Source organism: Comamonas odontotermitis (assembly GCF_040396735.1).
Taxonomy (GTDB): Bacteria; Pseudomonadota; Gammaproteobacteria; order Burkholderiales; family Burkholderiaceae_C; genus Comamonas; species Comamonas odontotermitis_C.
In genome coordinates, this window is sequence record NZ_JBEBNZ010000001.1 from 65898 (window position 1) to 90313 (window position 24416).

The 24416-nt window shown below is 62.6% G+C and carries 15 protein-coding genes; 10 read left to right on the forward strand and 5 right to left on the reverse strand.

Annotation, left to right across the window (positions count from 1 at the left end):
- Window positions 1–434 precede the first annotated feature (434 nt).
- A complete protein-coding gene (gene glnE, locus ACH2DG_RS00345) occupies window positions 435–3176 on the reverse strand; it encodes a bifunctional [glutamate--ammonia ligase]-adenylyl-L-tyrosine phosphorylase/[glutamate--ammonia-ligase] adenylyltransferase (protein WP_395023746.1) in 2742 nt (913 codons plus the stop codon).
- Window positions 3177–3295: 119 nt separating this feature from the next.
- Between glnE and ACH2DG_RS00350 the strand changes: the two genes are divergently transcribed.
- The 4 genes from ACH2DG_RS00350 to ACH2DG_RS00365 all read left to right on the forward strand — a co-directional run bounded on the left by ACH2DG_RS00350 (window position 3296) and on the right by ACH2DG_RS00365 (window position 11167).
- Entirely contained in the window at window positions 3296–7561 is a 4266-nt protein-coding gene (locus ACH2DG_RS00350) for a YhdP family protein (RefSeq protein WP_395023747.1), read from the forward strand.
- A 112-nt stretch (window positions 7562–7673) separates the two neighbouring features.
- Entirely contained in the window at window positions 7674–8489 is an 816-nt protein-coding gene (locus ACH2DG_RS00355) for a carbon-nitrogen hydrolase family protein (RefSeq protein ID WP_395023748.1), read from the forward strand.
- On the forward strand, window positions 8483–10531 hold the full coding sequence (locus ACH2DG_RS00360) for a nitrogen regulation protein NR(II) (protein WP_395023749.1): 2049 nt from the start codon (window positions 8483–8485) through the stop codon (window positions 10529–10531). The genes ACH2DG_RS00355 and ACH2DG_RS00360 overlap by 7 nt, the downstream gene beginning before the upstream one ends.
- Before the next feature lie 6 nt (window positions 10532–10537).
- Window positions 10538–11167, forward strand: a complete 630-nt coding sequence (locus ACH2DG_RS00365) for a response regulator transcription factor (protein ID WP_395023750.1) — start codon at window positions 10538–10540, stop codon at window positions 11165–11167.
- A 110-nt stretch (window positions 11168–11277) separates the two neighbouring features.
- On the opposite strand, the gene ACH2DG_RS00370 is transcribed toward ACH2DG_RS00365, so the two are convergent.
- Window positions 11278–11922, reverse strand: a complete 645-nt coding sequence (locus ACH2DG_RS00370; protein WP_395023751.1) for an OmpA family protein — start codon at window positions 11920–11922, stop codon at window positions 11278–11280.
- Between the two features lie 217 nt (window positions 11923–12139).
- The gene (locus ACH2DG_RS00375; RefSeq protein ID WP_393944293.1) at window positions 12140–12268 is read right to left on the reverse strand and encodes a hypothetical protein; all 129 of its coding nucleotides are present in this window, start codon (window positions 12266–12268) and stop codon (window positions 12140–12142) included.
- Between ACH2DG_RS00375 and ACH2DG_RS00380 the strand changes: the two genes are divergently transcribed.
- Complete coding sequence (locus ACH2DG_RS00380; RefSeq protein ID WP_395023752.1) at window positions 12228–13433, forward strand: murein transglycosylase A; 1206 nt, start codon at window positions 12228–12230, stop codon at window positions 13431–13433. The genes ACH2DG_RS00375 and ACH2DG_RS00380 overlap by 41 nt on opposite strands.
- 116 nt (window positions 13434–13549) lie before the next feature.
- Here ACH2DG_RS00380 and ACH2DG_RS00385 read toward each other — a convergent pair whose 3' ends face one another.
- Window positions 13550–13942, reverse strand: a complete 393-nt coding sequence (locus ACH2DG_RS00385; protein WP_395023753.1) for a DUF4124 domain-containing protein — start codon at window positions 13940–13942, stop codon at window positions 13550–13552.
- A 103-nt stretch (window positions 13943–14045) separates the two neighbouring features.
- Window positions 14046–14555 carry an Lrp/AsnC family transcriptional regulator gene (locus ACH2DG_RS00390; RefSeq protein ID WP_395023754.1) on the reverse strand — a complete coding sequence of 170 codons (510 nt, stop codon included), beginning with the start codon at window positions 14553–14555 and terminating at the stop codon, window positions 14046–14048.
- Window positions 14556–14768: 213 nt separating this feature from the next.
- Between ACH2DG_RS00390 and ACH2DG_RS00395 the strand changes: the two genes are divergently transcribed.
- The 5 genes from ACH2DG_RS00395 (at window position 14769) to ACH2DG_RS00415 (ending at window position 24391) form a co-directional block, all read left to right on the forward strand.
- The gene (locus ACH2DG_RS00395) at window positions 14769–18365 is read left to right on the forward strand and encodes an indolepyruvate ferredoxin oxidoreductase family protein (RefSeq protein ID WP_395023755.1); all 3597 of its coding nucleotides are present in this window, start codon (window positions 14769–14771) and stop codon (window positions 18363–18365) included.
- 294 nt (window positions 18366–18659) lie between these two features.
- Window positions 18660–18992: a preprotein translocase subunit YajC gene (gene yajC / locus ACH2DG_RS00400; protein WP_395023756.1), complete on the forward strand. Its 333-nt coding sequence runs from the start codon at window positions 18660–18662 to the stop codon at window positions 18990–18992.
- A 68-nt stretch (window positions 18993–19060) separates the two neighbouring features.
- A complete protein-coding gene (secD, locus tag ACH2DG_RS00405) occupies window positions 19061–20953 on the forward strand; it encodes a protein translocase subunit SecD (protein ID WP_395023757.1) in 1893 nt (630 codons plus the stop codon).
- An 11-nt stretch (window positions 20954–20964) separates the two neighbouring features.
- The gene (secF, locus tag ACH2DG_RS00410) at window positions 20965–21915 is read left to right on the forward strand and encodes a protein translocase subunit SecF (protein ID WP_395023758.1); all 951 of its coding nucleotides are present in this window, start codon (window positions 20965–20967) and stop codon (window positions 21913–21915) included.
- A 112-nt stretch (window positions 21916–22027) separates the two neighbouring features.
- Window positions 22028–24391 (forward strand): DUF1631 family protein, encoded by a 2364-nt coding sequence (locus ACH2DG_RS00415; RefSeq protein ID WP_395023759.1) that lies wholly within the window; start codon window positions 22028–22030, stop codon window positions 24389–24391.
- Window positions 24392–24416: the final 25 nt, after the last annotated feature.

Genomic DNA, 24416 nt, shown 5'->3' on the forward strand with positions numbered 1-24416 from the left:
GCGCCAAAGCCATCCGCACCAAAGAAAAGGCCCAGTCCGTAGACTGGGCCTTGGAAGAAAAAAGTTGCGAAGCGTCCCGAAGTGAATGATAGAGAGGGAGGGAGGAGAAGCACCTCAGGTTTGCAGTCATACCGCATACGGCCTGAAAGACTTCGCAACACTAAACTGGCTGGGGTTCTGCAGCTTGGGCAAGCCGCTCTGCTGAACTCTTGTTCATAGAGTATGGCTCAAATCCCGAAGTTCCAGAGCACCGAAGAAAATGTATTGTAAATAAACAAATTAATTGTTTTCGAATGTAATTTTCTATCGCGTTTTAGTATAGGGTAAATATTAATACTACTGCAAATGGACGGGTCTTTGCGTGCAAGTGATCGCCCACGCCGATGACCGATCCAAGTATAAACCCTTGCTGCGATGCCGTGGATGTGGGGTATTTAGCCCGGGTTGAATACGGCTTGCCACAGCGCCAGAACGGCCTGCTGCTCTGGCTGCAACTCACCCTGCGGCACCTGCGTCGGTGTTTCGTTCAGCCTTGCCACGTGCTGCACACGGCGCAGCGCACGATAGGCATTGGCGGCTGCCTGGCCGACGCTGGCAGGCACCAGACCGGCGGCCTCGGCGCGTTGTACCAGCGCAATATTGCCCAGGTTGGGAATCAGTTCGCGGTGCGCGCCAGCGTGGAGCAGCACCAGGTATTGCACGGCAAACTCCACGTCCATCATGCCGCCCACGCTGTGTTTCACATCGAAGAGACCTGCGGGCACGGTGTGGGCGCCGCGCACGCGTTCACGCATGGTGACAATTTCGTCACGCAGCGCCTTGCCATCGCGCGGTGCGGTGATGACAGCTTCGCGCACGGCGTCAAAACGTGCGCCCAAGGCTTCGCTGCCCAGTACAAAGCGAGCCCGCGTCATGGCCTGGTGCTCCCAGGTCCAGGCGGTATTGCTGCCGCGCTGCTGCTGGTAGTTGGCGTAGGAATCAAAGCTGGTGACCAGCAGGCCCGAATTGCCGTTGGGGCGCAGGGCGGTGTCGATCTCGAACAGATCACCCTCGCCGGTCTTGACTGTGAGCCAACTGATGAGCTTGCGCACGAAGGCCGAGTACACCTCGGGTGCCCGGTCGTCGGCGTCGTCGAACACAAAGACGATGTCCAGATCACTGCCGTAGCCCAGTTCCTTGCCGCCCAGCTTGCCGTAGCCGATGATGCCGAACAGGGGCTCGTCACGGTGGCGATTTTTCAGGCGCTGCCAGCACCACTGCGTGGTGATGCGCAGCACCGCGTCGGCCAGCGCCGACAGGTCATCGGCGACCTGCTCGACGGTGATGTGCCCTTCCACATCGCGCGCCAGGGTGCGGAAGGTTTCCGCGTGGTGGGCGCGGCGCAGCAGGTTCAGCAGGTTTTCGTCGTCGTCCTCTCCGGTCGATTGCAGTGCGGCGCGGCGGCCCTCCAGCTCGGTCTCGAACTCGGTGGCATTGAAGCGCTCGTGCATCAGCGCGTCGCTCGCCAGTTCATCAATTACGCCTGGGTGTTGCAGCATGTAACGGGCTGGCCATTTGGCGGCCCCCAGCAGGTGCATCAGCTTTTCATGCACGGCGGGGCGCTCCTGCAGCAAGGCGAGGTAGCTTTCGCGGCGCAACAGCGGCTCCATCCAGTCGGCCAGGCGCACGGCGGCGATTTCGCTCACCTGGCCCTGGGCCAGCCATTGCGCGGTGCGCTGCAGCAGCATCACCAGGCGGGTCTTGCCTCCGTCGCTCAGGTAGGCATAGCGGGGATTGCGCTGCCATTGCTCGATGCGCTCGCGCACGCTGCCGGGCAACTGGGCCAGCACGGCGTCCAACTCCGGGGCTGCGGGGGCTTTGGTGCCGCCGCATTGGCCGGAGCTGCAGCCCTTGGTATCGCCCAGCAGTTTGTCGAATTCCTCGGCCACCAGCTCCCGGTGGGCATCAAGCTGGTGCAGGAAGGCGCATTCGTTGTTGTAGCCCAGGGTTTTCGCCATCCAGAGCAGGTCGTCGTCGCGCGTGGGCAGTACGTGGGTCTGCTGATCGTCCAGGTACTGGATGCGGTGCTCCACCTGGCGCAGAAAGGTATAGGCATTGGCAAGGGCCTGAGCGGTCGCATCGGCCATCAGGCCTGCGCGGGCGAGGCGCCCCAGTGCTTCCAGGGTCGGGCGGCAGCGCAGCTCGGGGAACTGCCCGCCGCGCACCACCTGCAGCAATTGCACGATGAACTCGATCTCGCGGATGCCGCCGCGCGAGAGCTTGACGTCATTGGCGCGCTCGGGGTGCCCGGCGCTGCGCTTGGACGCATGCTCGCGGATCTGGCGGTGCAGGTTGCGCAGCGAGTCGAACACCGCGTAGTCGAGGTAGCGGCGGAATACAAAGGGCAGCACCACGCCACGCAGTGCCTGCACATTGGGCGTGGCAATGTCGGCGAGCGGCGCGACGATGCGGCTTTTCATCCAGGCAAAGCGCTCCCATTCGCGGCCATGGGTCTGCAGGTAGTCTTCCAGCGCGGACAGCGAGATGGCCGCCGGACCTGAGTTGCCGTTGGGGCGCAGCATCAGGTCGACGCGAAAGACGAAACCGTGCTCGGTGGTGTCGCCAACCAATTGGTAGATCCGCTTGACGGCGCGCAGAAAGTATTCGTGGTTGCTGAGCTTGCCCCGGCCGTCCGGCCGTCCGGCGGTATCGCCGTCCTGTTCGTACACATAGATAAGGTCGATGTCGCTGGAGACATTGAGTTCGCGCGCGCCCAGCTTGCCCATGCCGATCACCCAGAACTGCACTGGCAGGCCATCGGCGCCCTGAGGCGCTCCGTGTGCAATGTCCAGCTCTGCGCGGGCGGCGGTGGTGGCGGCATCCAGTGCCAGCTCGGCCAGTTCGGTGACGCTGCGGGTCACAGCAGCAAGGGTGGCGTGGTCGTCGCAATCCAGATAGATCAGGCGCTCCATCACCAGCTGGCGCAGGATGCGCAGCGAAGCACCCAGGTCGTAGCCCTTGGCCTGTAGTGCTTCCAGGGTGGCGCGCATGGTGGCATGCACAGGAGCGCCAGCGGGCAGCATGTCCAGCATATCGGCATAGCGGCGATGCAGGCGCTGGAAAAAGCGGGAGTGTGCTGCCAGCGGCGAGGGCAATTGCATGGAAGCCGGCTGGGTGGTGATATCCGTTTGTGCCATAGCGCTATTCAAAGAATGGATCGGCGGCGCCTGTTCAAATGTTCACATCTGAAATGCAAGCTGCAAGGCTGCCGCGGGCCATAATTCTTCTTTCCCCTACTGATTGGACTTCATTGACTGTGCGCGCGTCCCGACTGCTCCGGCCCCTTGCCACACTGGCGCAATGGGCCTTGAGGCTTTTGCTGGTTGCGGCATTGCTCCTGGCATTGGCCGTGGCGGCGTTGCACTGGTGGATTGTGCCGCGTATCAATGACTTTCGCCCGCAAGTGGAATCTCGCCTGTCGCAGCGGCTGGGCGTGCCCGTGCGCATCGAATCGCTGCAGGCCGATGGCGACAACGGCCTGGTGCCCGCCATTGCAGCGCGAGGGGTTCAACTGCTGCAGCCCGATGGCGCTGCTGGCCTTGCGTTGCCAGAGGTGAAAGTCGCCTTGTCGGTGCCGTCGCTGCTGCGTCTGCGGGCCGAGCAGATTGCCATTCTTGCGCCGCAACTGGTGGTGCAGCGCATGGCCGATGGCACCCTGCACGTGGCGGGGATTCCTGTGGCGACATCGGGGCAGAGCGACTCCAGCGGCGCGGCGGACTGGCTGTTCCGCCAGCGCGAAGTGGTGCTGCAAGGCGGCAGCGTGGTCTGGGACGACCAGTTGCGCGGCCTGCCGCCCGTCACCCTGCGCGATGTGAACATTCTGCTGCGCAACCCCGGCCTGCGCCATGAATGGCAGATCAGCGCCCGTCCGCCAGCCGACTGGGGCGATGTGCTGGAGCTGCGCGGCCGCATGCGCCAGCCGATCTGGGCGTTGCACGATGGCAACTGGAAACACTGGAGCGGCCAACTCTACGCCGAGGCCAAGCAGCTCAATGCCGCTGCCATGGCCGCTTACCTGCCGCCTTCCATCGGGTTGCAGCAAGGGTTGGGCTCGGCACGCCTGTGGATCGATGTGGAGCGCGGCCAGATCAAAAACGGAACTGCCGATGTGGCATTGCGCGATGTCGGCATGCGGCGCAACTTCGCGCTTTTCGAAGAAAAAACTGCGCCTGGAGAACAACCAGAAAGCGCTGGTAGCTCTCAAAAAAATAGCAGGACGGCGGACGGAACTCCGATTTTGCTGCTGCGCTCGGTACACGGACGGCTGGGAGGCAAGGCCGATGCAACCGGCTTTCGCCTCTTTACCGACAAGCTGGCCGTGGAATCGGCCCAGGGCCAGCAGTGGCCTGGTGGCAGTGCGCGTATCAATCATGTGTATGCCCAGGGCAAGCAGCCCAGTGAGACGGAAGCCAGCGCGCAATCGCTCGATATCGCATCTTTGGCAGAACTGGCGCGGCTGTTGCCCATTCCTGCCGATGTACGCCAGTGGTTGGTGAGCAACCGGCCAGCGGGCTTGATCCGCGAAGCCTCGGCGCACTGGCGCGGCGGGGATGCCGACAAGATCGAGGACTGGAGCGTCAAGGCCGATGTAGGGCAGCTGGCTTTTGGCATGCCTGCCGCTCCCGTGCGCGCCAACGCGGCGCGCGATGAACATGGCGGTCTGGTGCTAGGGGCGCGCGACGCGCATTTTGGGTTGCGGGGCCTCGATTTGCAGCTGAACGCCAGCGCGGCTGGGGGCGAGGCGACTGTGCGTTTTGCCGATGGGGCGCTTTATCTGCCTACCGTGTTTGAGGAGCCGCTGCTGCCGATTACCGCAGCGCACACCCAGCTGAGCTGGACCGTGGCGGGCGACCAGATCCAGATGCAGTCGGAGAAGCTGGAATTTGCCAATCCGCACGCTGCAGGCCACGCGCGCTGGTCCTGGCACACGGCAGACCCGGAAAAATCGGGGGCGAAGTCTCGCTTTCCCGGCATTCTGCAGCTCAAAGGGGCGCTGGAGCGTGCCGATGGCACCCAGGTGCACCGCTATCTGCCACTGCACATCCCTTCCGATGCGCGCCACTACGTGCGCGATGCCATTCTGGCGGGCCAGGCCAGCAATGTGCAGTATGAAATCAAGGGTGATCTGTGGGATGTGCCTTTCCGTGAGCGGGGACAGGGCGTTTTCCGCATCACGGCTCCCGTGCGCGATGTGCGCTATGCCTATGTGCCCGCGTCGCACCTGCTGCCGGGCGAAAAGCCCTGGCCGGAGCTAAATCGCCTCTCGGGAGAGTTGGTGTTTGACGGTCCGGGCATGCAGGTCAACCAGGCCAAGGGCATCCTGGACGGCAACGAGCGCATCCGCGTGGAGCAGGCCACGGCCAGGATTGCAGACTTTCACGACACCACGGTCGCTGTCAATGCGCGCGCGCGCGGGCCGCTGGCCGACATGCTGAACACGGTGCGCAAATCGCACATCGATGCACTCACCGACGGCGCCTTGGCGCAGACGCAGGCCGATGGCGAAGCGCAGTTGCAGCTCAAGCTTGATCTGCCGGTGCACCATATGGAAAAGGCCAAGGTCGACGGCAAGGTATTGCTGGCGGGCAACCGCATCCAGTTCCACAGCGATGCGCCCGAAGTGCAGCAGGTCACGGGGGCCGTACAGTTTTCCGAACACGGTTTTGCATTGCAGGAATTGAAAGGCCAGGCCCTGGGGGGAGCGGTGCAGTTTGCGGGCGGTATGGACGTGAGCAAGCTCCCTCCCGGCGCAGACCATGGCCCGGCCGTGGATGTACGCGCCAGCGGCATCGCCACTGTGCAAGGCCTGCTGCAGGCGCAGGAGCTGGGGCCCGCCGTGCAACTGGCCCGGCTCGCGCAAGGGCAAGCGGCCTACCAACTGCGTATCAGCATGGCGCGTGGGGTGCCTCTGGTGGACGTGCGCAGCGATCTGCAGGGCATGGCGCTCAATCTGCCGCCGCCGTTGCAAAAGGCCCCGGCCGAGAGCTGGCCGATGCACTTTGCATCCACGGTACCGGAAAGTGCGGCCTCCGCTGGACGGAGCCCCGTGCTCGAAACCATTGATTTTGATCTGGCGGGTCGGGCGCAGGTGCGCTACGTGCGCGAATGGGGCGCCGATGCAGCGACACCGGCCAAGGTGGTGAGTGGTGCCATCCGCCTGGGCAGCGGCGCGCTGGCCCTGCCTGCTAAAGGCGTGGCAGCCGAGATCGAGCTGCCGCGGCTGGACGTGCAGGCCTGGCAAACCGCGCTGCAGCAACTGGAGCCTGCGGCAGCCTCCGCTTCGGGGCCGCCTTCCGGGCAGGCCGCAGCGCGCAGTGCCGGCAACACCATCGGCAGCAGCGAACTCGTTACCGATTACCTGCCGGACCACTGGGATGTGCGTGTGGGCGTGCTGCAGGTGCGGGGCATGGAGGTGCAGCAATTGCAGATGCGCGGGTCGCGCAAGGGCGATCGCTGGAGCAGTGAGGTGCGCTCCAGCCTGCTGGACGGTCAGCTCGACTATGTGCAGGAGAAGGGCGGCCCCGGCACGGTGCGTGCGCGCCTGTCGCAATTGCGGGTGGACAAGAAGGGCAGCGACGAGAGCAAGGCGCCAGTCGCAGAGGAAGACAGCAATGAGCAGCCGCGGCGCCTCCCTGCGCTTGACATCGTGGTGGATGATCTGCGCTGGCACGGCCACTCTGTCGGCCGGTTGGATCTGCAGGCCAGCAACCGCAGTCAGGGTGCGCAGTCGTGGTGGCATCTGCAGCAGATGGTGCTGAGCAACGACGCCGCCAGCCTGCAGGCGAGTGGAGATTGGGGGGCCGTCCAAACGGGGGCTGTGGATGCAGCAGCCGTGGGGCCGACAACACAGGGCGCGCGCCGCACGCAGCTCGACATGCGGCTCGATTTGAAGGACACGGGCGACCTGCTGCGTCGCCTGGGCATGGCCGGTGTAGTGAGCCGGGGCAAGGGTGTTCTGCAAGGGCGCATTGCATGGACGGGCAGCCCGCTCAGCCCCGACTACACCAGCATGGACGGCAAGCTGCATGTGGATGTGGGGCAGGGCCAGTTCCTGAAAGTGGAGCCGGGCATTGCCAAACTGCTGGGCGTGCTCAACCTGCAGGCTCTGCCGCGTCGGCTGACCCTGGATTTCAAGGACATCTTCAGCGCCGGGTTCGGCTTTGATTTTGTGCGCGGCGATGTGGATATCCACGACGGCCTGGCCTCCACTACCAACCTGCAGATGAAGGGTGTGACGGCGGCTGTGCTGCTGGAAGGCAAGGCCAACCTGCGTGATGAAACCCAGAACTTGCATGTGGTGGTGATACCCGAGCTCAACACCACCACCTTGTCGCTGGTGACGACGGCCATCAACCCCATCATTGGCATTGGCAGCTTTCTGGCGCAGGCCCTGTTCAAGGGGCAGATCACGCAGGCGGTGACGCAGCAGTTCGAAGTCTCGGGTTCCTGGGCAGACCCGGAAGTCAAACGCGTGCAGCGTGCCGCCGCAGCGGACAGGCAGGCGGCAGAGCCGTCGCATTGAGAATCTGCCATACCTACCGTTCCTGCGAGGGTAAACACGTTCCGAGCACTCGCGCAGATAATCAAGGCATTCCGCAGATTTCCTTGAACCTTTGCCAGGACACCCCGCTGCCATGAAAGTTGCCGCCCTTCAGATGGTGACCAGCACCCGCTGGGATGCCAACCGCGACCAGGCCTGGGCGCTGCTGCAGCAGGCGGCGCACGCCGGGGCGGAGTTGGCCGTGTTGCCCGAGTATTTCTGCCTGATGGGCCACAAGGACACCGACAAGCTGGCGCTGGCCGAGCCCCTGGGGCACGGCCCCATGCAGCAATTTCTGGCGGACAGCGCGCGTGAACTCGGCTTGTGGATTGTGGGAGGCACGCTGCCGCTGCAGGGGCCGGATGCGCAGCATGTGTTCAACAGCAGTCTGGTGTTCAGCCCGCGGGGCGAGCGCGTGGCGCGCTACGACAAGATGCATCTGTTTTGCTATGCCAATGCCACCGAAGCGTATGACGAGCACCGTGTCATTGCTCCGGGGTGCCAGCCGGTGTTCTTTGATCTGGCAAGCCAGGACGGCCATATCTGGCGCATTGGCCTGTCGGTGTGCTATGACCTGCGATTTCCGGAGCTGTACCGCCTGCATGCCCAGGCGGGTGCGCAGTTGTTGCTGGTGCCCAGCGCCTTCACCTACACCACAGGCCAGGCGCACTGGGAGTTGCTGCTGCGCGCCAGGGCGGTCGAGAACCTGAGCTACGTGCTGGCGGCCGCGCAGGGCGGCGCCCACGACAACGGCCGCCGCACCTGGGGCCACAGCATGGTCGTCAATCCGTGGGGCGAAGTGATGGCGATGCAGGCGAGCGAGGCTGGCGTGGTGCTGGCCGATCTGGACTGGGCAGGGCAGCAGCAGTGGCGCGCGCAACTGCCGGCTTTGCAGCACCGCGTATGCTGATGACTGCATGGGCGCGCTGGACGGCCCGGCGCTGGCACTACAGTTGGCGGCGCTGGTCGCTGTGGCTGCTGTTGATGCTGCTGGTGGCGGGCATGCTGGTGATGCAGGTATGGCTGGCCGGGCGCTATGAAGTCTCTGAAGTGCAGCAGCGGCTGGACCGCGAAGCGGCCGATGCCGTGGCCGACATTCGCACCACATTCAACAGCAATGTCAACCGCCTGCGCACCATGCCGCGCTATGACAGCGATGTGATGGCATGGCAGCTGACGGCTGCCGACATGCTGCGCAACCACCGCGATCTGGCGCATATCGAATGGCGCAATCCGCAGATGCAGATCGAGGCGAGCGAGGAATCTCCCTACCTGAACCTGCAGTGGTCCAGCATCGACCGCACCGGCGTCAATACGGAGAGCAACACCGCCTGCATGCGCGCCCAGCGTTCGGGCAGCGCCTCGTATGCGGGCAGCTATTTTCTGTCGCAGGGCAACGGCACGGGGCTGGAGTTGCTGGAGCTGTGCACGCCCGTGCAGACCGGCGAGCGCCTGCACGGCTTCGTGGTGGTGACCTACATCCTGCAGAACGTGCTGACGGATCTGGTGAACGAGAACTTTCGCCGCAACCATGAACTGTCGTTCACCGAGCCCGATGGCACGCGCCTTGCGATCGTGAGCACGCCTCGGCGCGGCACACGCGTGTTCACGGCCACCCAGCTGCTGGACCTGCCGGGCGCCACGCTGATGCTGCGCATCGACAGCTGGCATGCAGCGCCCAACGTCTTTCCCAATGTGCTGACGGCGCTGGTGACCGGCATGTCGATCGCGCTCGTGACCGTGCTGGTGGTGCTGGTGCGCGACAACCGCAAGCGCCTCAAGGCCGAGCGGGACCTGGGCGACGCACTCGCCTTTCGCAAGGCGATGGAAGATTCGCTCGTCACCGGCCTGCGGGCCCGCGATCTGCAGGGCAAGACCACCTATGTGAACCCGGCTTTCTGCGAGATGGTGGGCTTTACTGCCGAAGAGATTCTGGACCCCAGCCGCTCCACGCCCTATTGGCCCCCCGAGCTGGCGCCGGAGTATGCGCGGCGCCAGCGCATCCGCCTCTCGGGGCAGTTGCCGCCTGCGCGAGAGGGCTATGAATCGACCTTCATGCGCAAGGACGGTGTGCGCTTTCCCGTGTTGATCTTCGAGGCACCGCTGATCAATGCGGCAGGGCTGCATACCGGCTGGATGAGCGCCTTTGTCGACATGAGCGAGCAGCGCCGGGTGGAAGAGCTTTCGCGGGCTTCGCAGGAGCGACTGCAGGCCACGGCACGCCTGGCCACGGTGGGAGAGATGGCGTCGCTTCTGAGCCACGAACTGAACCAGCCGCTGGCGGCCATATCCAGCTACGCCACAGGCACACTCAATCTGCTGCCCGAGAATGCGCCTGCAGACGAGCTGCAGACGTATCTGCCCGATGTGCGCATGGCCGTGCAGCGCATGGCTTTTCAGGCCGAGCGCGCGGGCCGTGTGATCAAGAGCGTGCATGACTTTGTACGCCGCCGCGGGCAGGCGCGCGAGCTGGTGCCTCCGCAGGAGCTGCTCGATGCCGTGCTGCCGCTGGTGCGGCTGCAGGGGCGTAAACTGCAGGTGGAAGTGGTGGCCGTGCTGGCGCCGGATGTCCCTGCCGTGTACTGTGACCGCACCATGGTCGAGCAGGTGCTGCTCAACCTCAGCCGCAATGGCATGCAGGCCATGGACTTTCCTGGATGTGAGACGCGGCTTTTGCGCATGGATGTGCGTTTTGCAAGTGTGCAGGGCGACGCCACTGCTGGCCGCACCTGGGTGGAGTTTGCCGTGACGGATTGGGGCGTGGGCATCTCCGGCGAGGTGGCGCAGCAGCTGTACACGCCGTTCTTCACCACCAAGGACGAAGGCATGGGCCTGGGCCTTTCCCTGTGCCGTACCGTGGTGGAGCAGCACGGCAGCCATCTGGTGCACCACGACAACAGCCCGCAGGGCACGATATTCAGCTTTACCTTGCCGACCTGGCGCAATGATTGAGAGACGATGCAACCGCTTGTGAATGCCACCGTATATATCGTTGATGACGACGCCGAAGTGCGCGAAGCGCTCGCCTGGCTGCTGCGCTCGCGCCGCCTGCTCAGCGAAGGCTTTGCGTCAGCCGAGGCGTTTGAAGCCATGCTGCATGCGCGCCCGGTGCAGAAGGACCCTGCCTGTGTGCTGCTGGATGTGCGCATGCCCGGCATGAGCGGCCTGGCCCTGTTCGACCGCCTGCTGGAGCAGGGCGTGGTTGCCGCGATGCCGGTGATCTTTCTCACCGGCCATGCCGATGTGCCCACGGCTGTGGCCACCGTCAAGCGCGGCGCCTTTGATTTCTGCGAAAAACCTTTCTCCGACAACGCCTTGGTGGACCGTGTGGAGCACGCCTTGCACGCATCTGCAGCGCACCTGGAAGCGCTGCGTGGGCAGCAGCAGGTACGCGAGCGCGTGGCCGACCTCACGGACCGTGAGCAGGCCGTGATGCGCCTGGTGATCGACGGCCTGCCCAACAAGCTGATCGCCGATGAGCTAGCCATCAGCGTGCGCACGGTCGAGGTGCACCGCGCCCGCGTGTTCGACAAGATGATGGTCAAGTCGGCAGTGGAATTGGCCAACCTGCTGCGCGAGCTGACCTGAGCGCAGGGCGCCTCTGGCGGACGCATCCATCAAAAAAAAAGGAGCGCCTTTGGCGCTCCTGGGTAGCAGGTCTGCATGTGCTGCGGGGCCGCAGCAGCGGCAGCAAGCGTTTATTGCTGCACTTCACCCACAAAGATCTCGACGCGGCGGTTGCGCGCGCGGCCTTCGGCGGTGTCGTTGGTCGCAATCGGCTGGCGCGAGCCCATGCCCTGTACCTGGATACGGCTGCCATTGACGCCGCGCGAGGTCAGGTAGTTGCGCGTGCTCTCGGCGCGGGCGAGCGACAGCGGATCGTTGATGCCATCGTTGCCAGTGCTGTCGGTGTGGCCGATGATGCGCACCTGGGCGTTCTGGTTGTTGCGCAGGCCTTCGGCAAAGCGGTCCAGGATGGGTGCGAAGTTGCCCTGGATGTCCGAGCGGTTGGTCTGGAACGAGATATCGCTCGGGATATCGAGCTTGAGCTGGTTGTCCTGCGTCTGCGTCACGGTCACGCCAGTGCCCTGGGTGGCCTGCTCCATCTCGCGTTTTTGCTTTTCCATGTGCTGCGACCAGATGTAGCTGCCCAAGGCACCCACACCCGCGCCGATCACGGCGCCCTTGCCAGCATGTCCGCCGGCAATGGCACCAATGGCAGCGCCCCCCAGGGCGCCCACGCCGGCACCGGTTGCGGTGGTGCGCTGGGTGTCCGACATATTGGCGCAGCCGCTCAGAATCGCCAGGCTGGCAATGACAGGGACCAGGATTTTTTTGCTCATTGTGGAACTCCTTATCAAATTGGGCGCGGCCTCCAGCGGGCCTGCACCTTAGAACGTGTTTACGCATCCCTATGCGGAGCGAGGAGGCCGTAAACGCGTTCTTGGAGCCAAATTGTGAGCGTACCGGCAGGCAAATGCCAGCGACAAAGCTTAAGAATGGTAAAAACGACGGTAACGAGCGGCACTGTCCTACGGATGGCGGGTATCTGTCCAAAGCCTACTCACGCGGAGGCTGCTCATCTTTGCGTACGATTTCCCCTTTTTTGCGACCGGCAAACATCGTCCACCAGACGATCGCCACCAGTATGACCAACGCCAATAGCGCCTCCAGCAATATCAATCCCATGGGTTCTCGTTCCTTACGCACGCTGTGGATGGTTGCCATTGTAGGAATTCTGTCTGCCTGCTCCACCAAAGTCCCTCTGGAGGAGCCGACCTCGCGGCCGCCCGTTTCGGGCAGCATCGAGGTGCCGCCTCCTGATGCGAACGAGCCTTTGCCTGCACCCATTCAGCAGGGCAAAAGCCGCTGGGTGCCGGTGCACTGGTCATCGGTGCCGGGGCTGGAGCAGGACAACCTGGCTGACGCCTGGAACGCCTGGATCAAGAGCTGCGGCCGCCCGCCCGCACCATTTGCGCAGTTCTGCTCGGAAGTGCGGCGCATGAGCATGGCCACCACGCAGGAGCAGCGCGCATGGATGGTGGCGCGTTTTCAGCCCTACCGGGTCGAATCGCTCGACGGCAACCCGGACGGCATGCTGACCAGCTATTTCGAGCCCATGCTCGATGGCGCGCGCCAGCCGGGCAATGGCTACTCCATCCCGCTGTACAAGGCGCCCGCCAGCCTCGGTGCGCGCAAGCCCTGGTTCAGCCGCCAGCAGATCGATACCCTGCCGCAGGCCCAGGCCGAGCTGCAGGACAAGGTGATCGCCTGGGTGAACGACCCGGTGGACGCGATGATGCTGCACATCCAGGGCTCGGGCCGTGTGCGGGTGCAGGACGCCGACGGCTCGGTGCGCATGATCCGCGTGGCCTATGCGGCCACCAACGACCATCCCTACAAGAGCATCGGCAAATGGCTGCTGGACCAGGGCCTGGTGCGCGACGCCACCTGGCCGGGCATCAAGGCCTGGATCGCCGCCAACCCCGCGCGCATCAACGAACTGCTGTGGAGCAATCCGCGCTATGTATTCTTCAAGGAAGAGCCACTGTCTGCGCTGGACGCCGAATTCGGTCCCAATGGCGCGCAGGGCGTGCCCCTGACACCGGGGCGCTCCATTGCGGTAGACCGTGCCAGCATTCCCTATGGCACGCCGGTGTGGCTGTCGTCCACGGGCCCGACCGTGCAGCTCAACCGCCTGGTGATGGCGCAGGATACGGGCAGCGCCATTCTGGGGGCGGTACGCGCCGACTATTTTGCGGGCTGGGGCCACGAAGCGGGTGATTTCGCCGGCCGCGTCAAGCAGCCGTTGCGCCTGTGGGTGCTGTGGCCTCGCCAACTGGCCAAGCGCTGAAATGCTATTGAATGAATAGCTTGTAGCGCATATCCACTGTGCGCTACATGTTGTTTTGGTATGGGCCGGATAGCTGTTTGATGGATGCCAGGGCAATGAGGCCAGCGTAGAGGACTTTACTGCGAAGCCTGGTGCTTTTTGTATGCTGCCACCCAGGCGTCCATGCAGGCCTGTACACATTCCATGTTGGTGGCGAGTTCGGCCAGCTCTTTTCTACAGGCATTGAACGCGGCCTGCGGGTGCGTTTGCTGCAGTCGCGCGTGGACTGCACGGCCCGCCTGTACGCACAGGTTGGCGGCGGGCTCCTCCTTGGTGGCTGCAGCGGGTTGGGCGCCCGGTTTGGCGTTGGGAGCTGCCGCATCGGGCCGCTGGTGCTGGTTGATTTGCGTCTGGGTCGCGCTGGCGGCACAAGGCGTTTCCTGGAAGGCCACCTTGCCATCGGATTGCTTGCACTGGTAGATGGAGCCGGCGTGCGCGCTGGCGAGCGTGGAACTGCCAGCAAGAATCATCAAAAAAGATAGCGAATGGCGTTTGATGGTTGTACGAAAACCGGATTTTTCTTGCATGGTGAAAGCTTTGGGACAGACCTTGTCTCGCCCATGCCGCACCGAGTCATCGCACCGGCTTGTGAGGAGGAAGTGTCTTGTTAGTAGGTGTAACTGGCAATGGTAGCGCACTGCTGGCCTTCACTTCCCCCAAGGAGAAGGTCGTGTGCACGTCCTTGACGTTCGGCAGCCGCAGCAGCACGTTGCGCACGAACCCCGAAAAACTCTCCAAGTCCCTGGCCACCACCTGCAACTCGAACGTGCCCGCGCCGCTGATGTAGTGGCAGGTCGTTACCTCCGGCAGCAGGCGGATCGACTCTTCCATGCGCTGCGTGATATCGGCCGTGTTCTGCGCCGCATCCACCCGTACGAAGGCGAGCACACCCAGGCCCAGCTTGTGGCGGTCCAGGGTGGCGTGGTAGCCGGTGATGTAGCCAGCTTCTTCCAGCGCCCGCACACGACGCCAGCACGGCGCTGCCGACAGGCCCACCCGCTGGGCCAGTTCGGCGTTGGTGAGGCGGGCGTCATTTTGCAATTCTTGCAAGATCGCCCAGTCAAATTTGTCAAGTTGATTCATTTATGGCTAGTTTAGAGCAAGATTCTTTCAAAAACTAGGGAAGCCCCGGCAAGAAAAAGAATACTTTATCCGCGCGCTTGCCCGTACACTGCAGCGGAGAAAGGTGCGGTGTTTTGCCGCACCCGCCGGCCTTGGTGCCGGCCCCATCCACACCCCACAAAAACCTGAAGGGCCACAAGCCGATATCAGGAGATCTCCCCAGGAGACAAGACGATGAACGCCTCACTACCAGAACACATCCGCAAGGCGCTGGAAACGGTTAGCCTCGACGACAAATACGCGTTGGACCATGGCCGCGCCTTCATGAGCGGTGTGCAGGCCCTCGTGCGCCTGCCTATGCTGCAGCGCCAGCGCGATGCTCTGCAGGGCCTGAACACGGCCGGTTTCATCAGCGGCTACCGTGGCTCGCCCCTGGGTGGTTACGACCAGGCGCTGTGGGCTGCCAAGAAGTACTTGAAAGAGAACCACATCGAGTTTCAACCCGGCGTGAATGAAGAGCTGGGCGCCACGGCTGTCTGGGGCACGCAGCAGCTCGACCTGTATCCGCAGAGCAAGAAGTTCGATGGCGTGTTCGGCATCTGGTATGGCAAGGGCCCGGGTGTGGATCGCAGTGTGGACGTGTTCAAGCATGCCAACATGGCAGGCACTGCCAAGCACGGCGGCGTGATTGCGCTGGCCGGAGACGACCACATCAGCAAGTCATCCACCGCTGCGCACCAGAGCGATCACATCTTCAAGGCCGTGGGCTCACCGGTGTTCTTTCCCTCCAGCGTGCAGGACATTCTGGACATGGGGCTGCATGCATTTGCGCTCAGCCGCTTTGCCGGCGTGTGGTCGGGCATGAAGACGATTCAGGAGATCGTCGAGTCCTCGTCCAGCATTTCGGTCGATCCGGACCGCGTGAACATCATCACGCCCGACGATTTTGTGATGCCGCCAGGCGGCCTGCACATCCGCTGGCCCGATGCGCCGCTGGAGCAGGAAGCGCGCCTGATGGACTACAAGTGGTATGCAGCGCTGGCGTATATCCGCGCCAACAAGCTCAACTACAACGTGATCGAGACCAGGCAGGACCGCTTTGGCATCATTGCCAGCGGCAAGGCGTTCAACGACACGCGCCAGGCGCTGGTTGACCTGGGCCTGGATGACGACACCTGCCGCCAGTTGGGCATTCGCCTGCACAAGGTGAATGTGGTCTGGCCGCTGGAGGCATCGATCACGCGGGACTTCGCCATGGGTCTGCAGGAGATCCTGGTGGTGGAAGAAAAGCGCCAGGTGATCGAGTACCAGCTGAAGGAAGAGCTGTACAACTGGCGCTCGGACGTGCGCCCGAACGTGCTGGGCAAGTTCGACGAGACCGATGGCGACAATTCCGGCGGTGAATGGTCGGTGCCCAACCCCAGCGCCCACTGGCTGCTGCGCCCCAAGGCCGACCTGACGCCCGCCATCATTGCGCAGGCCGTCGCCAAGCGCCTCAAGAAGCTGGGTGTGCCCGATGACATCGTGCGCCGCATGGATACGCGCCTGGAAATCATCGCCGCACGCGAAAAAGGTTTGATTGAGCTCAAGCAGGACAGCGGCGACCGCCTGCCATGGTTCTGCAGCGGCTGCCCGCACAACACCAGCACCCGGGTGCCAGAAGGCAGCCGTGCCGTGGCAGGCATTGGCTGCCACTACATGGTCAACTGGATGCCTGACCGCAATACCAGCACCTTCACGCAAATGGGCGGAGAAGGCGTTACCTGGGTCGGTCAGGCGCCATTCACCACCGACAAGCACATCTTCTCAAACCTGGGCGACGGCACCTACTTCCACAGCGGGTTGCTTGCCATCCGCCAGAGCATTGCCTCCGGCGTGAACATCACCTACAAGGTGCTGTACAACGACGCCGTGGCCATGACCGGCGGCCAGCGCGTGGGCGAGCGCCCCGAAGGCCATTCGGTGCTGCAGATCATGAACAGCCTGTTGTCCGAGGGTGTGAAAAAGCTCGTGATCGTGACCGACGAGCCGCAGAAGTACGACGGCGTCAAGCTGGGCGAAGGCGTCACCGTGCACCACCGCGACGAGCTCGACCGCATTCAGCGCGAGTTCCGAGAGATTGTGGGCACCACCGCCATCATCTACGACCAGACCTGCGCCACCGAAAAGCGCCGCCGCCGCAAACGCGGCACCATGGCTACGCCGGACAAGACCGTCGTCATCAACGAAGCGGTGTGCGAAGGCTGCGGCGACTGCTCGACCAAGTCCAACTGCCTGTCGGTGGAGCCGGTCGAGACCGACTTTGGCCGCAAGCGCAAGATCAACCAAAGCACCTGCAACAAGGATTTCTCCTGCGTCAATGGCTTCTGCCCCAGCTTTGTCACCGTCGAAGGCGGCAAGCTGAAAAAAGCCAAGAAGGAACAGAAGGGGGACCTGAGCAAGCTGCCTGCACTGGCTGAGCCCGTGCTACCTGATGCCAGCAAGGCCTGGGGCATTGTGGTGGCGGGTGTCGGTGGCACGGGGGTGATCACGATCGGATCGCTCCTGGGCATGGCCGCGCACCTGGAAGGCAAGGGCGTGGTCACGCAGGATGCGGCAGGCCTGGCCCAGAAGGGCGGCTCCACCTGGAGCCACATCCAGATCGCCAATTCGCCGGACGCCATCTACACCACCAAGGTGGACACGGCCAAGGCTGACCTGATCATTGGCTGCGACCCGATCGTGGCCGCCACCAAGACCACCCTGGCTGCCATGCAGCAGAGCCGTACCTTTGTGGCGCTCAACACCCACAACACCCCGACGGCGGCGTTCGTGCACAACCCGAACTGGCAGTTCCCCGAGGCGAGCTGCGAGGCGGCTATTCTGGCAGCCGTGGGGCAGGACGGTGTGGGCATGTTCGATGCCGAGCACATCGCCACCCAGGCGCTGGGCGACAGCATCTACACCAACCCGCTGATCCTGGGCTACGCCTGGCAAAAGGGCCGCGTGCCCTTGTCGCACGCTGCGCTGATGCGCGCCATGGAGTTGAATGGCGTGCAGGTGGACAACAACAAGGCGGCTTTCGAATGGGGGCGCCAGTGTGCCGCCCATCTGTCGCAGGTGCAGTCCATGTTTGCCGCGCAGCAGGTGATCCAGCTGGTCAAGAAACCATCGCTGGAAGAGCTCGTAACCAAGCGCGTGGCCTTCCTGACCGATTACCAGGACGCGGCCTACGCTGCCGATTACCAGGCGTTCGTCAATAAGGTGCATGCGGCCGAGGCGCAATTGGGCACCGGCACGCGCCTGTCGCAGGCCGTTGCGCGTTACCTGTTCAAGCTGATGGCTTACAAGGATGAGTACGAGGTGGCACGCCTGCACACCAGCCAGGAGTTCACCGACAAGATCGCCAGCATGTTTGAAGGCGATTACAAGATCGTGCACCATCTGGCGCCGCCGCTGACGGCGGCGAAGAACGACAAGGGCGAATTGCTCAAAAAGGCCTATGGCCCCTGGATGCGCAAGGCCTTTGGTGTGCTGGCCGGCCTCAAGGGCCTGCGTGGCGGCGCGCTGGATATTTTTGGCCGTACCGAGGAGCGCCACATGGAGCGGGCCCTGATCCAGGAGTACCGCGACTGTATGGAAGAGCTGCTGCGTGGCCTCAATGCCCAGAACCTGGCACTGGCGGTAGAGATCGCCAGCATCCCCGAAGACATTCGCGGTTATGGCCATGTGAAGGAGCGCCATCTGGTGGCGGCACGTGCCAAGTGGCAGCAATTGCTGCAGCGCTGGCGCAACCCGGCGGCAGCAGCCCAGACGGCTGGCAGTGATGCCCGTCAGCCTGCCCAGGTCTGATGCCGCAAATGTTGGTAATGAAAGGCTGCCTCGGGCAGCCTTTTTCGTCGAGGAATGCCTCCGGGTGCTGACAAATTTGTCAATTCAGACGGAGGGTGGTCTGTGCCACGCCCTCTCTTACCGGTATTTGCCGCCTTTGAATACCGGATGGCACAAAACCTGCTTAATTCCATGAAAAACAGGGAAAAACCGCCCCAGGCGCAGGTATTGCCACCACCGTGTTGAGAGCGCACGCATACAATGCCATCTTTGGGTCGCCGAGACTGGCGCCTGCATCTACGTTTGGAGCTTCATTTGTTTATCTCTTCCGCTTTTGCCCAGACTGCCCCGGCTGCCGCTGCATCGGGTGGCATGACCTCGACCCTGACCAGCATGCTGCCTTTGGTGCTGATGTTCGTGGTGCTCTATTTCCTGATGATCCGTCCTCAGATGAAGCGCCAGAAAGAGCACCGCTCCATGATCGAAGCACTGGCCAAGGGCGATGAGATCGTCAGCTCCGGTGGCCTCGTGGGCCGGGTGGCTGGCCTGAACGAGCAATTCGTGCAACTGGAACTGGCTGAAGGCGTGGTGGTGCAATTGCAGCGCAGCGCGGTTGTTCAGGTGCTCCCCAAAGGGACCCTGAAGTAATCTCCGAGAGAACAGATGTGGCGCAGCATGGCTGCGCCTTGTATTTTGTGTAAGGTTAAAGCGCGATCATGAACCGTTATCCGGTCTGGAAGTACGCGATCATTGTGATCGCGCTTCTGGTGGGGATTATTTATACCCTGCCGAACTTTTTTGGTGAGGCGCCTGCCGTGCAGGTCGCCTCGGTCAAGGCCACGGTGCCCGTGGATGCGGCGCTCGAAAAGCGGGTGGAGTCTCTGCTGGCCGATGCAGAAGTGAAGCCGCTGTCGATTGTGCTGGATGGTGGATCGATCCGTGCCCGCTTTGACAAGGAAGACGAGCAGCTCAAGGCCAAGGGTGTGCTGGAGAAGGCGCTGATTCCCGATGCCTCCGACCCCGCCTATGTGGTGGCGCTGAACCTGATTTCGCGCTCGCCCGCATGGCTGACGGCGCTGCATGCCAAGCCCATGTACCTGGGCCTGGATTTGCGTGGCGGCGTGCACTTCACCTTGCAGGTGGACATGCAGGCAGCGGTCACCAAGCGCATCGAGACTTTGACCAGCGACGTTCGCCTGGCACTGCGCGACAAGAAGATTCGCCATGGCGGCGTGAACCGCGAAGGCCAGTCGCTGGAAGTGCGCCTGCAGGACGAGGCGACTGCGACCGCGGTGCGCAACCTGATTGCCGACACCATGCCCGACCTGCAGGCCAGTGTGAACAGTGCAGGCGGTGCCTACACCGTGCGCGCGAGCATCAAGCCCGAGTCGCTGCGCAGCGTGCAGGAGCAGGCGCTCAAGCAGAACATCACGACCCTGCACAACCGTATCAATGAACTTGGTGTTGCCGAGCCAGTGATCCAGCAGCAAGGCTCGGACCGCATCGTCGTGCAATTGCCCGGCGTGCAGGATCCTGCGCAGGCCAAGGACATTCTGGGCCGCACGGCGACCTTGGAAGTGCGCATGGTGGACGAGAGCTCCGAAGCGCGCTCGGCCGAAATGGGCTCGGGCCCCGTGCCGTTTGGCTCTGAAAAGTACAACGACCCCAATGGCCAGCCAATTGTGGTGAAAAAGCAGGTCATCCTGACCGGTGAAAACCTGAATGACGCCCAGCCGGGCTTTGACAGCCAGACGCATGAAGCCACGGTGAACCTGACACTGGACGGCAAGGGCGCAACGATCTTCAAGGATGTGACCCGCGAGAACATTGGCAAGCGCATGGCCATCCTGCTGTTCGAAAAGGGCAAGGGCCAGGTAGTGACCGCTCCGGTGATCCGCTCTGAAATCAGCGGTGGCCGCGTGCAGATCTCGGGCCGGATGACCACCAAGGAAGCCAGCGACACTTCGCTGCTGCTGCGTGCCGGCTCGCTGGCGGCGCCCATGGAAATCATCGAGGAATACACCATCGGCCCGAGCATGGGCAAGGAAAACGTCGAAGCCGGTATCAAGAGCGTGGTGGGGGGCTTTGTGGCCATCGCCATCTTCATGTGCCTGTACTACATGGTGTTCGGTGTGATCTCCAGCATCGCGCTGGTGGTGAACCTGCTGCTGCTGATGGCGATCCTGTCGATGCTGCAGGCAACGCTCACCCTGCCGGGTATCGCCGCCATGGCCTTGGCCATTGGCGTGGCCATTGACTCGAACGTGCTGATCAACGAACGCGTGCGAGAGGAGTTGCGCGCGGGTGCTTCGCCGCAATCGGCCATCCACGCGGGTTACGAGCACGCATGGCATACCATTCTGGACTCGAACGTGACGACCTTGATCGTGGGCCTGGCGCTCTTGGCGTTCGGCTCCGGCCCGGTGCGCGGTTTTGCCGTGGTGCATTGCATCGGTATCCTGACCAGCATGTTCTCAGCAGTGTTCTTCTCGCGCGGCCTCGTCAATCTGTGGTACGGCTCGCGCAAGAAACTCAAGAGCGTGGCCATCGGCCAGGTGTGGAAGCCCGAAGGTGAGGACCACCGTTCCGTGGCCTCGATGAAGCGATAAGGAGGAAGAAAATGGAATTCTTCCGTATTAAAAAAGACATCCCGTTCATGAAATACGCGTTGGTGCTCAACGCGATTTCGGTCATTACCTTCGTTCTGGCGGTGTTCTTCCTGACCACGCGCGGCCTGCACCTGTCGGTGGAGTTCACCGGCGGCACGGTCATGCAGGTGGCTTACCAGCAGCCTGCAGATGTGGGCAAGATCCGCGAGCAGGTGGGTGCCCTGGGTTACCAGGATGTACTGGTGCAGAACGTCGGCAGCGCAGACCGAGTGATGATCCGCTTGCCCATTGAAAAGGGTGTGACCTCGGCGCAACAGGGCGAGAAGGTCATGGCGGCACTCAAACAGGCCGATTCCAGTGTCACCCTGCAGCGCAGCGAGTTCGTTGGCCCATCCGTGGGGGAGGAGCTGGTGCACGGCGGCTTGATGGCTCTGGGCATGGTGGTTCTGGGGATCGTGATCTATCTGGCGATCCGGTTTGAATGGAAATTCGGCGTTGCGGCCGTCATCGCCAACTTGCACGACGTTGTGATCATCCTGGGCTTCTTTGCATTCTTCCAGTGGGAGTTTTCACTGTCCGTGTTGGCGGGTGTGCTGGCTGTGCTGGGCTACTCGGTCAACGAGTCGGTGGTGATCTTTGACCGGATCCGCGAAGCATTCCGCAAGTTCCGCAAACTCAATACGCACGAGGTGATCGACCACGCCATCACCTCCACCATGAGCCGCACCATCATCACCCACGCTTCGACCGAGGCCATGGTGCTGTCGATGTTCTTTTTTGGCGGACCGAGCCTGCACTACTTTGCATTGGCCCTGACTATCGGTATCCTCTTTGGTATTTACTCATCGGTTTTCGTGGCAGCTGCGATTGCGATGTGGTTGGGTGTCAAGCGGGAGGACTTGGTCAAGCAGACCAAGAAGGAGCATGACCCCAACGATCCCAATGCGGGTGCCACGGTGTGACAACGTAGGGCTTGTGCAGACCATGCCGGACAAAACGCAACTCGATGAGGCAGGCGTTTTGTCCGGGCTTGGTTTGCAAGGGCCCCAATAACATTAACGCATCGGGAATTCTGTGGCTGTCGCTCCATCGCACCAACGCATCTGGCAAAAGAAACTGGCCCGGCAGGCGCGATTGCGGTTTGTCGGTGGTCTATGTGCCGGGCTTCCCGTGGTGATTCTGCAACTGAATCAGCAACTGGCTGCAACCCTGGCGAAACCCATGGTGGATGCAGGGCGCAGCCATGTGGCCCTGAGCGATGCATCGAAGAAGCTGGAGAAGCACCAGAAGGCCTGGATTGACGCCGCCACCAGGCTCTTTCGTCAAAGCCTGTTGAGCGGGGATGCCCAGGAAGACACATCGTCCTCCAGCCTGATGCTGGAGCTGGTCACCGATGAGGCGATGAATGGCAAGATTTTTGCCTCGCGCATGGCGGCCCAGGTTCTGGAAGCCGTGGCGCCTGCATTTGACCATGTCCGCAGAGTCACCCAGTTTCTGGAAGATGAGGAGTTGGGGGCGAGCGATATTCTGCGTCCCGAAATCTGGTGCCAGAAGCTGATTGAGGCCTGGGAGGGTGCAGGGCTGGACCGCCCCACGCTGGAGATGCTCCGCACGGAGTTGCTGGCACAGATTACCGCTGTAGGTGCAAGGAACTATGAAAGTGTGCAGCAGTTCTACAACGAACAAAATGCTGCCACGGAAGAGGATCTGAAAGGCAGCCGCATCAAGCGGACGGAAGGAGAGGCTGCCAGCGGTGCCGCAGCAGTAGGCGCAGGGCAAGTAGTGCCAGGAACCTTCTCCGCCAACATGTCTGCCGGGGCAGGACTGGCCACAGGAATGGCTGACGTGGCACCCCATTTTGCCGCAGTGCAGGGAATGGGGGCGATTGCCGCCGCCAGGCAGAAGGCGACGGGCGTGCTTGCGCAACTGCGTAGCTTTCTGGGCGGACTTGCAGGGGCAGCCGGTGGTGGGGGCATGGTTGGCGGCGGTGCGACCGCGCGAACAGGACAAGGCGGCGGCGGTGGAGGCGGTGTACTGATCTCCCACGCACTGCAGCAGGCGCTGATCGCACAACCCTCGGTGATGGAGTCGGCCTGGTTCGATACCGTTCCGGGCCCGACCCAATATGGCGCTGCGCACATCATTGCGCCAGTGGCCATGGCTGCGAGGCAGCAATCGTCCTCGCTCAAGAGCGTTGCAACATCCGACGAAGAAAAGGCGATCATTGAAATCATCGCCTTGATGTTCCAGAGCATTCTGAATGAGGACCGCATACCCGCCGGTATCCGAATCTGGTTTGCGCGTCTGCAGGTACCGGTGCTGCGCGTGGCCTTGGCGGAACCCGCATTCTTCAATGACATGGAGCACCCGGCCCGTCAGCTGATCGACCGCATGGGCGCCTGCGTTCTGGGCTTCGAGGCCTCAGCGCTCAGCGGGACGGCACTGGAGGCCGAAGTCAAGCGTGTGGTGCAGGTGATTGAGCAATACCCCGAAACGGGCAGCCGCGTGTTTCAGCTGGTGCTCAAGGAATTCCAGAAGTTCCTGGAAACCAATCTGACCGAGCAGACGCCCAAGGCCCAGGAGCTGGTGAGCCTGGCGCAACAGGTGGAGCAGAAGGAGACGCTCGCCATCCAGTACACGATCCAGCTGCGTGATATGTTGCTGGACATGCCGGTCGATGGCGAGGTGCGTGAATTCCTGTTCAAGCAATGGTCGGATGTTTTGGCGATGTCGACCATCCGGTTCGGGGCCGAGCACGAGAACACCAAGAAATTCAAGCAGGCTGCATTGGATCTGGTGTGGTCCGCGTCCGCCAAGCCCAGCAAGGAAGAGCGTGCCAAGGTCATCCGCCAGTTGCCTGTGCTGCAGACCGTTCTGCGCCAGGGTTTGACGCTGGCAGGGGTCCTGAATGAACGACAGGATGAAATCGTCAAATCCTTGATGGACATCGTTGCCGGTGCGTTTTTGGCAAAGACCCATGAAATTCCCCGCGAGCGCATCGAGGCGATGGCACAACGCCTGGCCCACCTCGAAGATGCGCTCGATGACGTTGTGACCGAAGACTATCCGCTCAGCGCCGAGAGCATCGAGCTCATGCTGGGTATCGATACCACTTCCATCCATGTGATTGCAGACAATGGCACGCAGGTCTCGCCTGAAGTGCTGGAATGGGCCAAGCACCTGGCAGTAGGCCATTGGTTCATGCTGGACCACAATGGCAGCCCCATGCAGGTGCAATATGCGTGGCACAGCAAGCACCGGCAGTTGCAATTGTTTGCCGCGCTCAGCGGCGTGTATTTTCTGTTCCAGTTGCGCCGGATGGGCAATTACCTGCAATCGGGCTTGCTGGTGCCGCGCGATGCGGAAGGCATCACGGCCCGTGCCGCGCGCGATGCCCTGGCAAAGATCGAAGCCAATCCAGAGCGCCTGTTGCAGTAGGCCTGCCGGCAACCAGCCACGGGTC

Excerpts from the sequence above, each read along its gene's own strand:
- glnE (WP_395023746.1), bottom strand. The coding sequence starts at position 3,176 with ATGGCACAAACGGATATCACCACCCAGCCGGCTTCCATGCAATTGCCC.
- ACH2DG_RS00355 (WP_395023748.1), top strand. The coding sequence starts at position 7,674 with ATGAAAGTTGCCGCCCTTCAGATGGTGACCAGCACCCGCTGGGATGCC.
- ACH2DG_RS00360 (WP_395023749.1), top strand. The coding sequence starts at position 8,483 with ATGCTGATGACTGCATGGGCGCGCTGGACGGCCCGGCGCTGGCACTAC.
- ACH2DG_RS00365 (WP_395023750.1), top strand. The coding sequence starts at position 10,538 with ATGCAACCGCTTGTGAATGCCACCGTATATATCGTTGATGACGACGCC.
- ACH2DG_RS00370 (WP_395023751.1), bottom strand. The coding sequence starts at position 11,922 with ATGAGCAAAAAAATCCTGGTCCCTGTCATTGCCAGCCTGGCGATTCTG.
- ACH2DG_RS00380 (WP_395023752.1), top strand. The coding sequence starts at position 12,228 with ATGACCAACGCCAATAGCGCCTCCAGCAATATCAATCCCATGGGTTCT.
- ACH2DG_RS00375 (WP_393944293.1), bottom strand. The coding sequence starts at position 12,268 with ATGGGATTGATATTGCTGGAGGCGCTATTGGCGTTGGTCATACTGGTG.
- ACH2DG_RS00385 (WP_395023753.1), bottom strand. The coding sequence starts at position 13,942 with ATGATTCTTGCTGGCAGTTCCACGCTCGCCAGCGCGCACGCCGGCTCC.
- ACH2DG_RS00390 (WP_395023754.1), bottom strand. The coding sequence starts at position 14,555 with ATGAATCAACTTGACAAATTTGACTGGGCGATCTTGCAAGAATTGCAA.
- ACH2DG_RS00395 (WP_395023755.1), top strand. The coding sequence starts at position 14,769 with ATGAACGCCTCACTACCAGAACACATCCGCAAGGCGCTGGAAACGGTT.
- secD (WP_395023757.1), top strand. The coding sequence starts at position 19,061 with ATGAACCGTTATCCGGTCTGGAAGTACGCGATCATTGTGATCGCGCTT.
- secF (WP_395023758.1), top strand. The coding sequence starts at position 20,965 with ATGGAATTCTTCCGTATTAAAAAAGACATCCCGTTCATGAAATACGCG.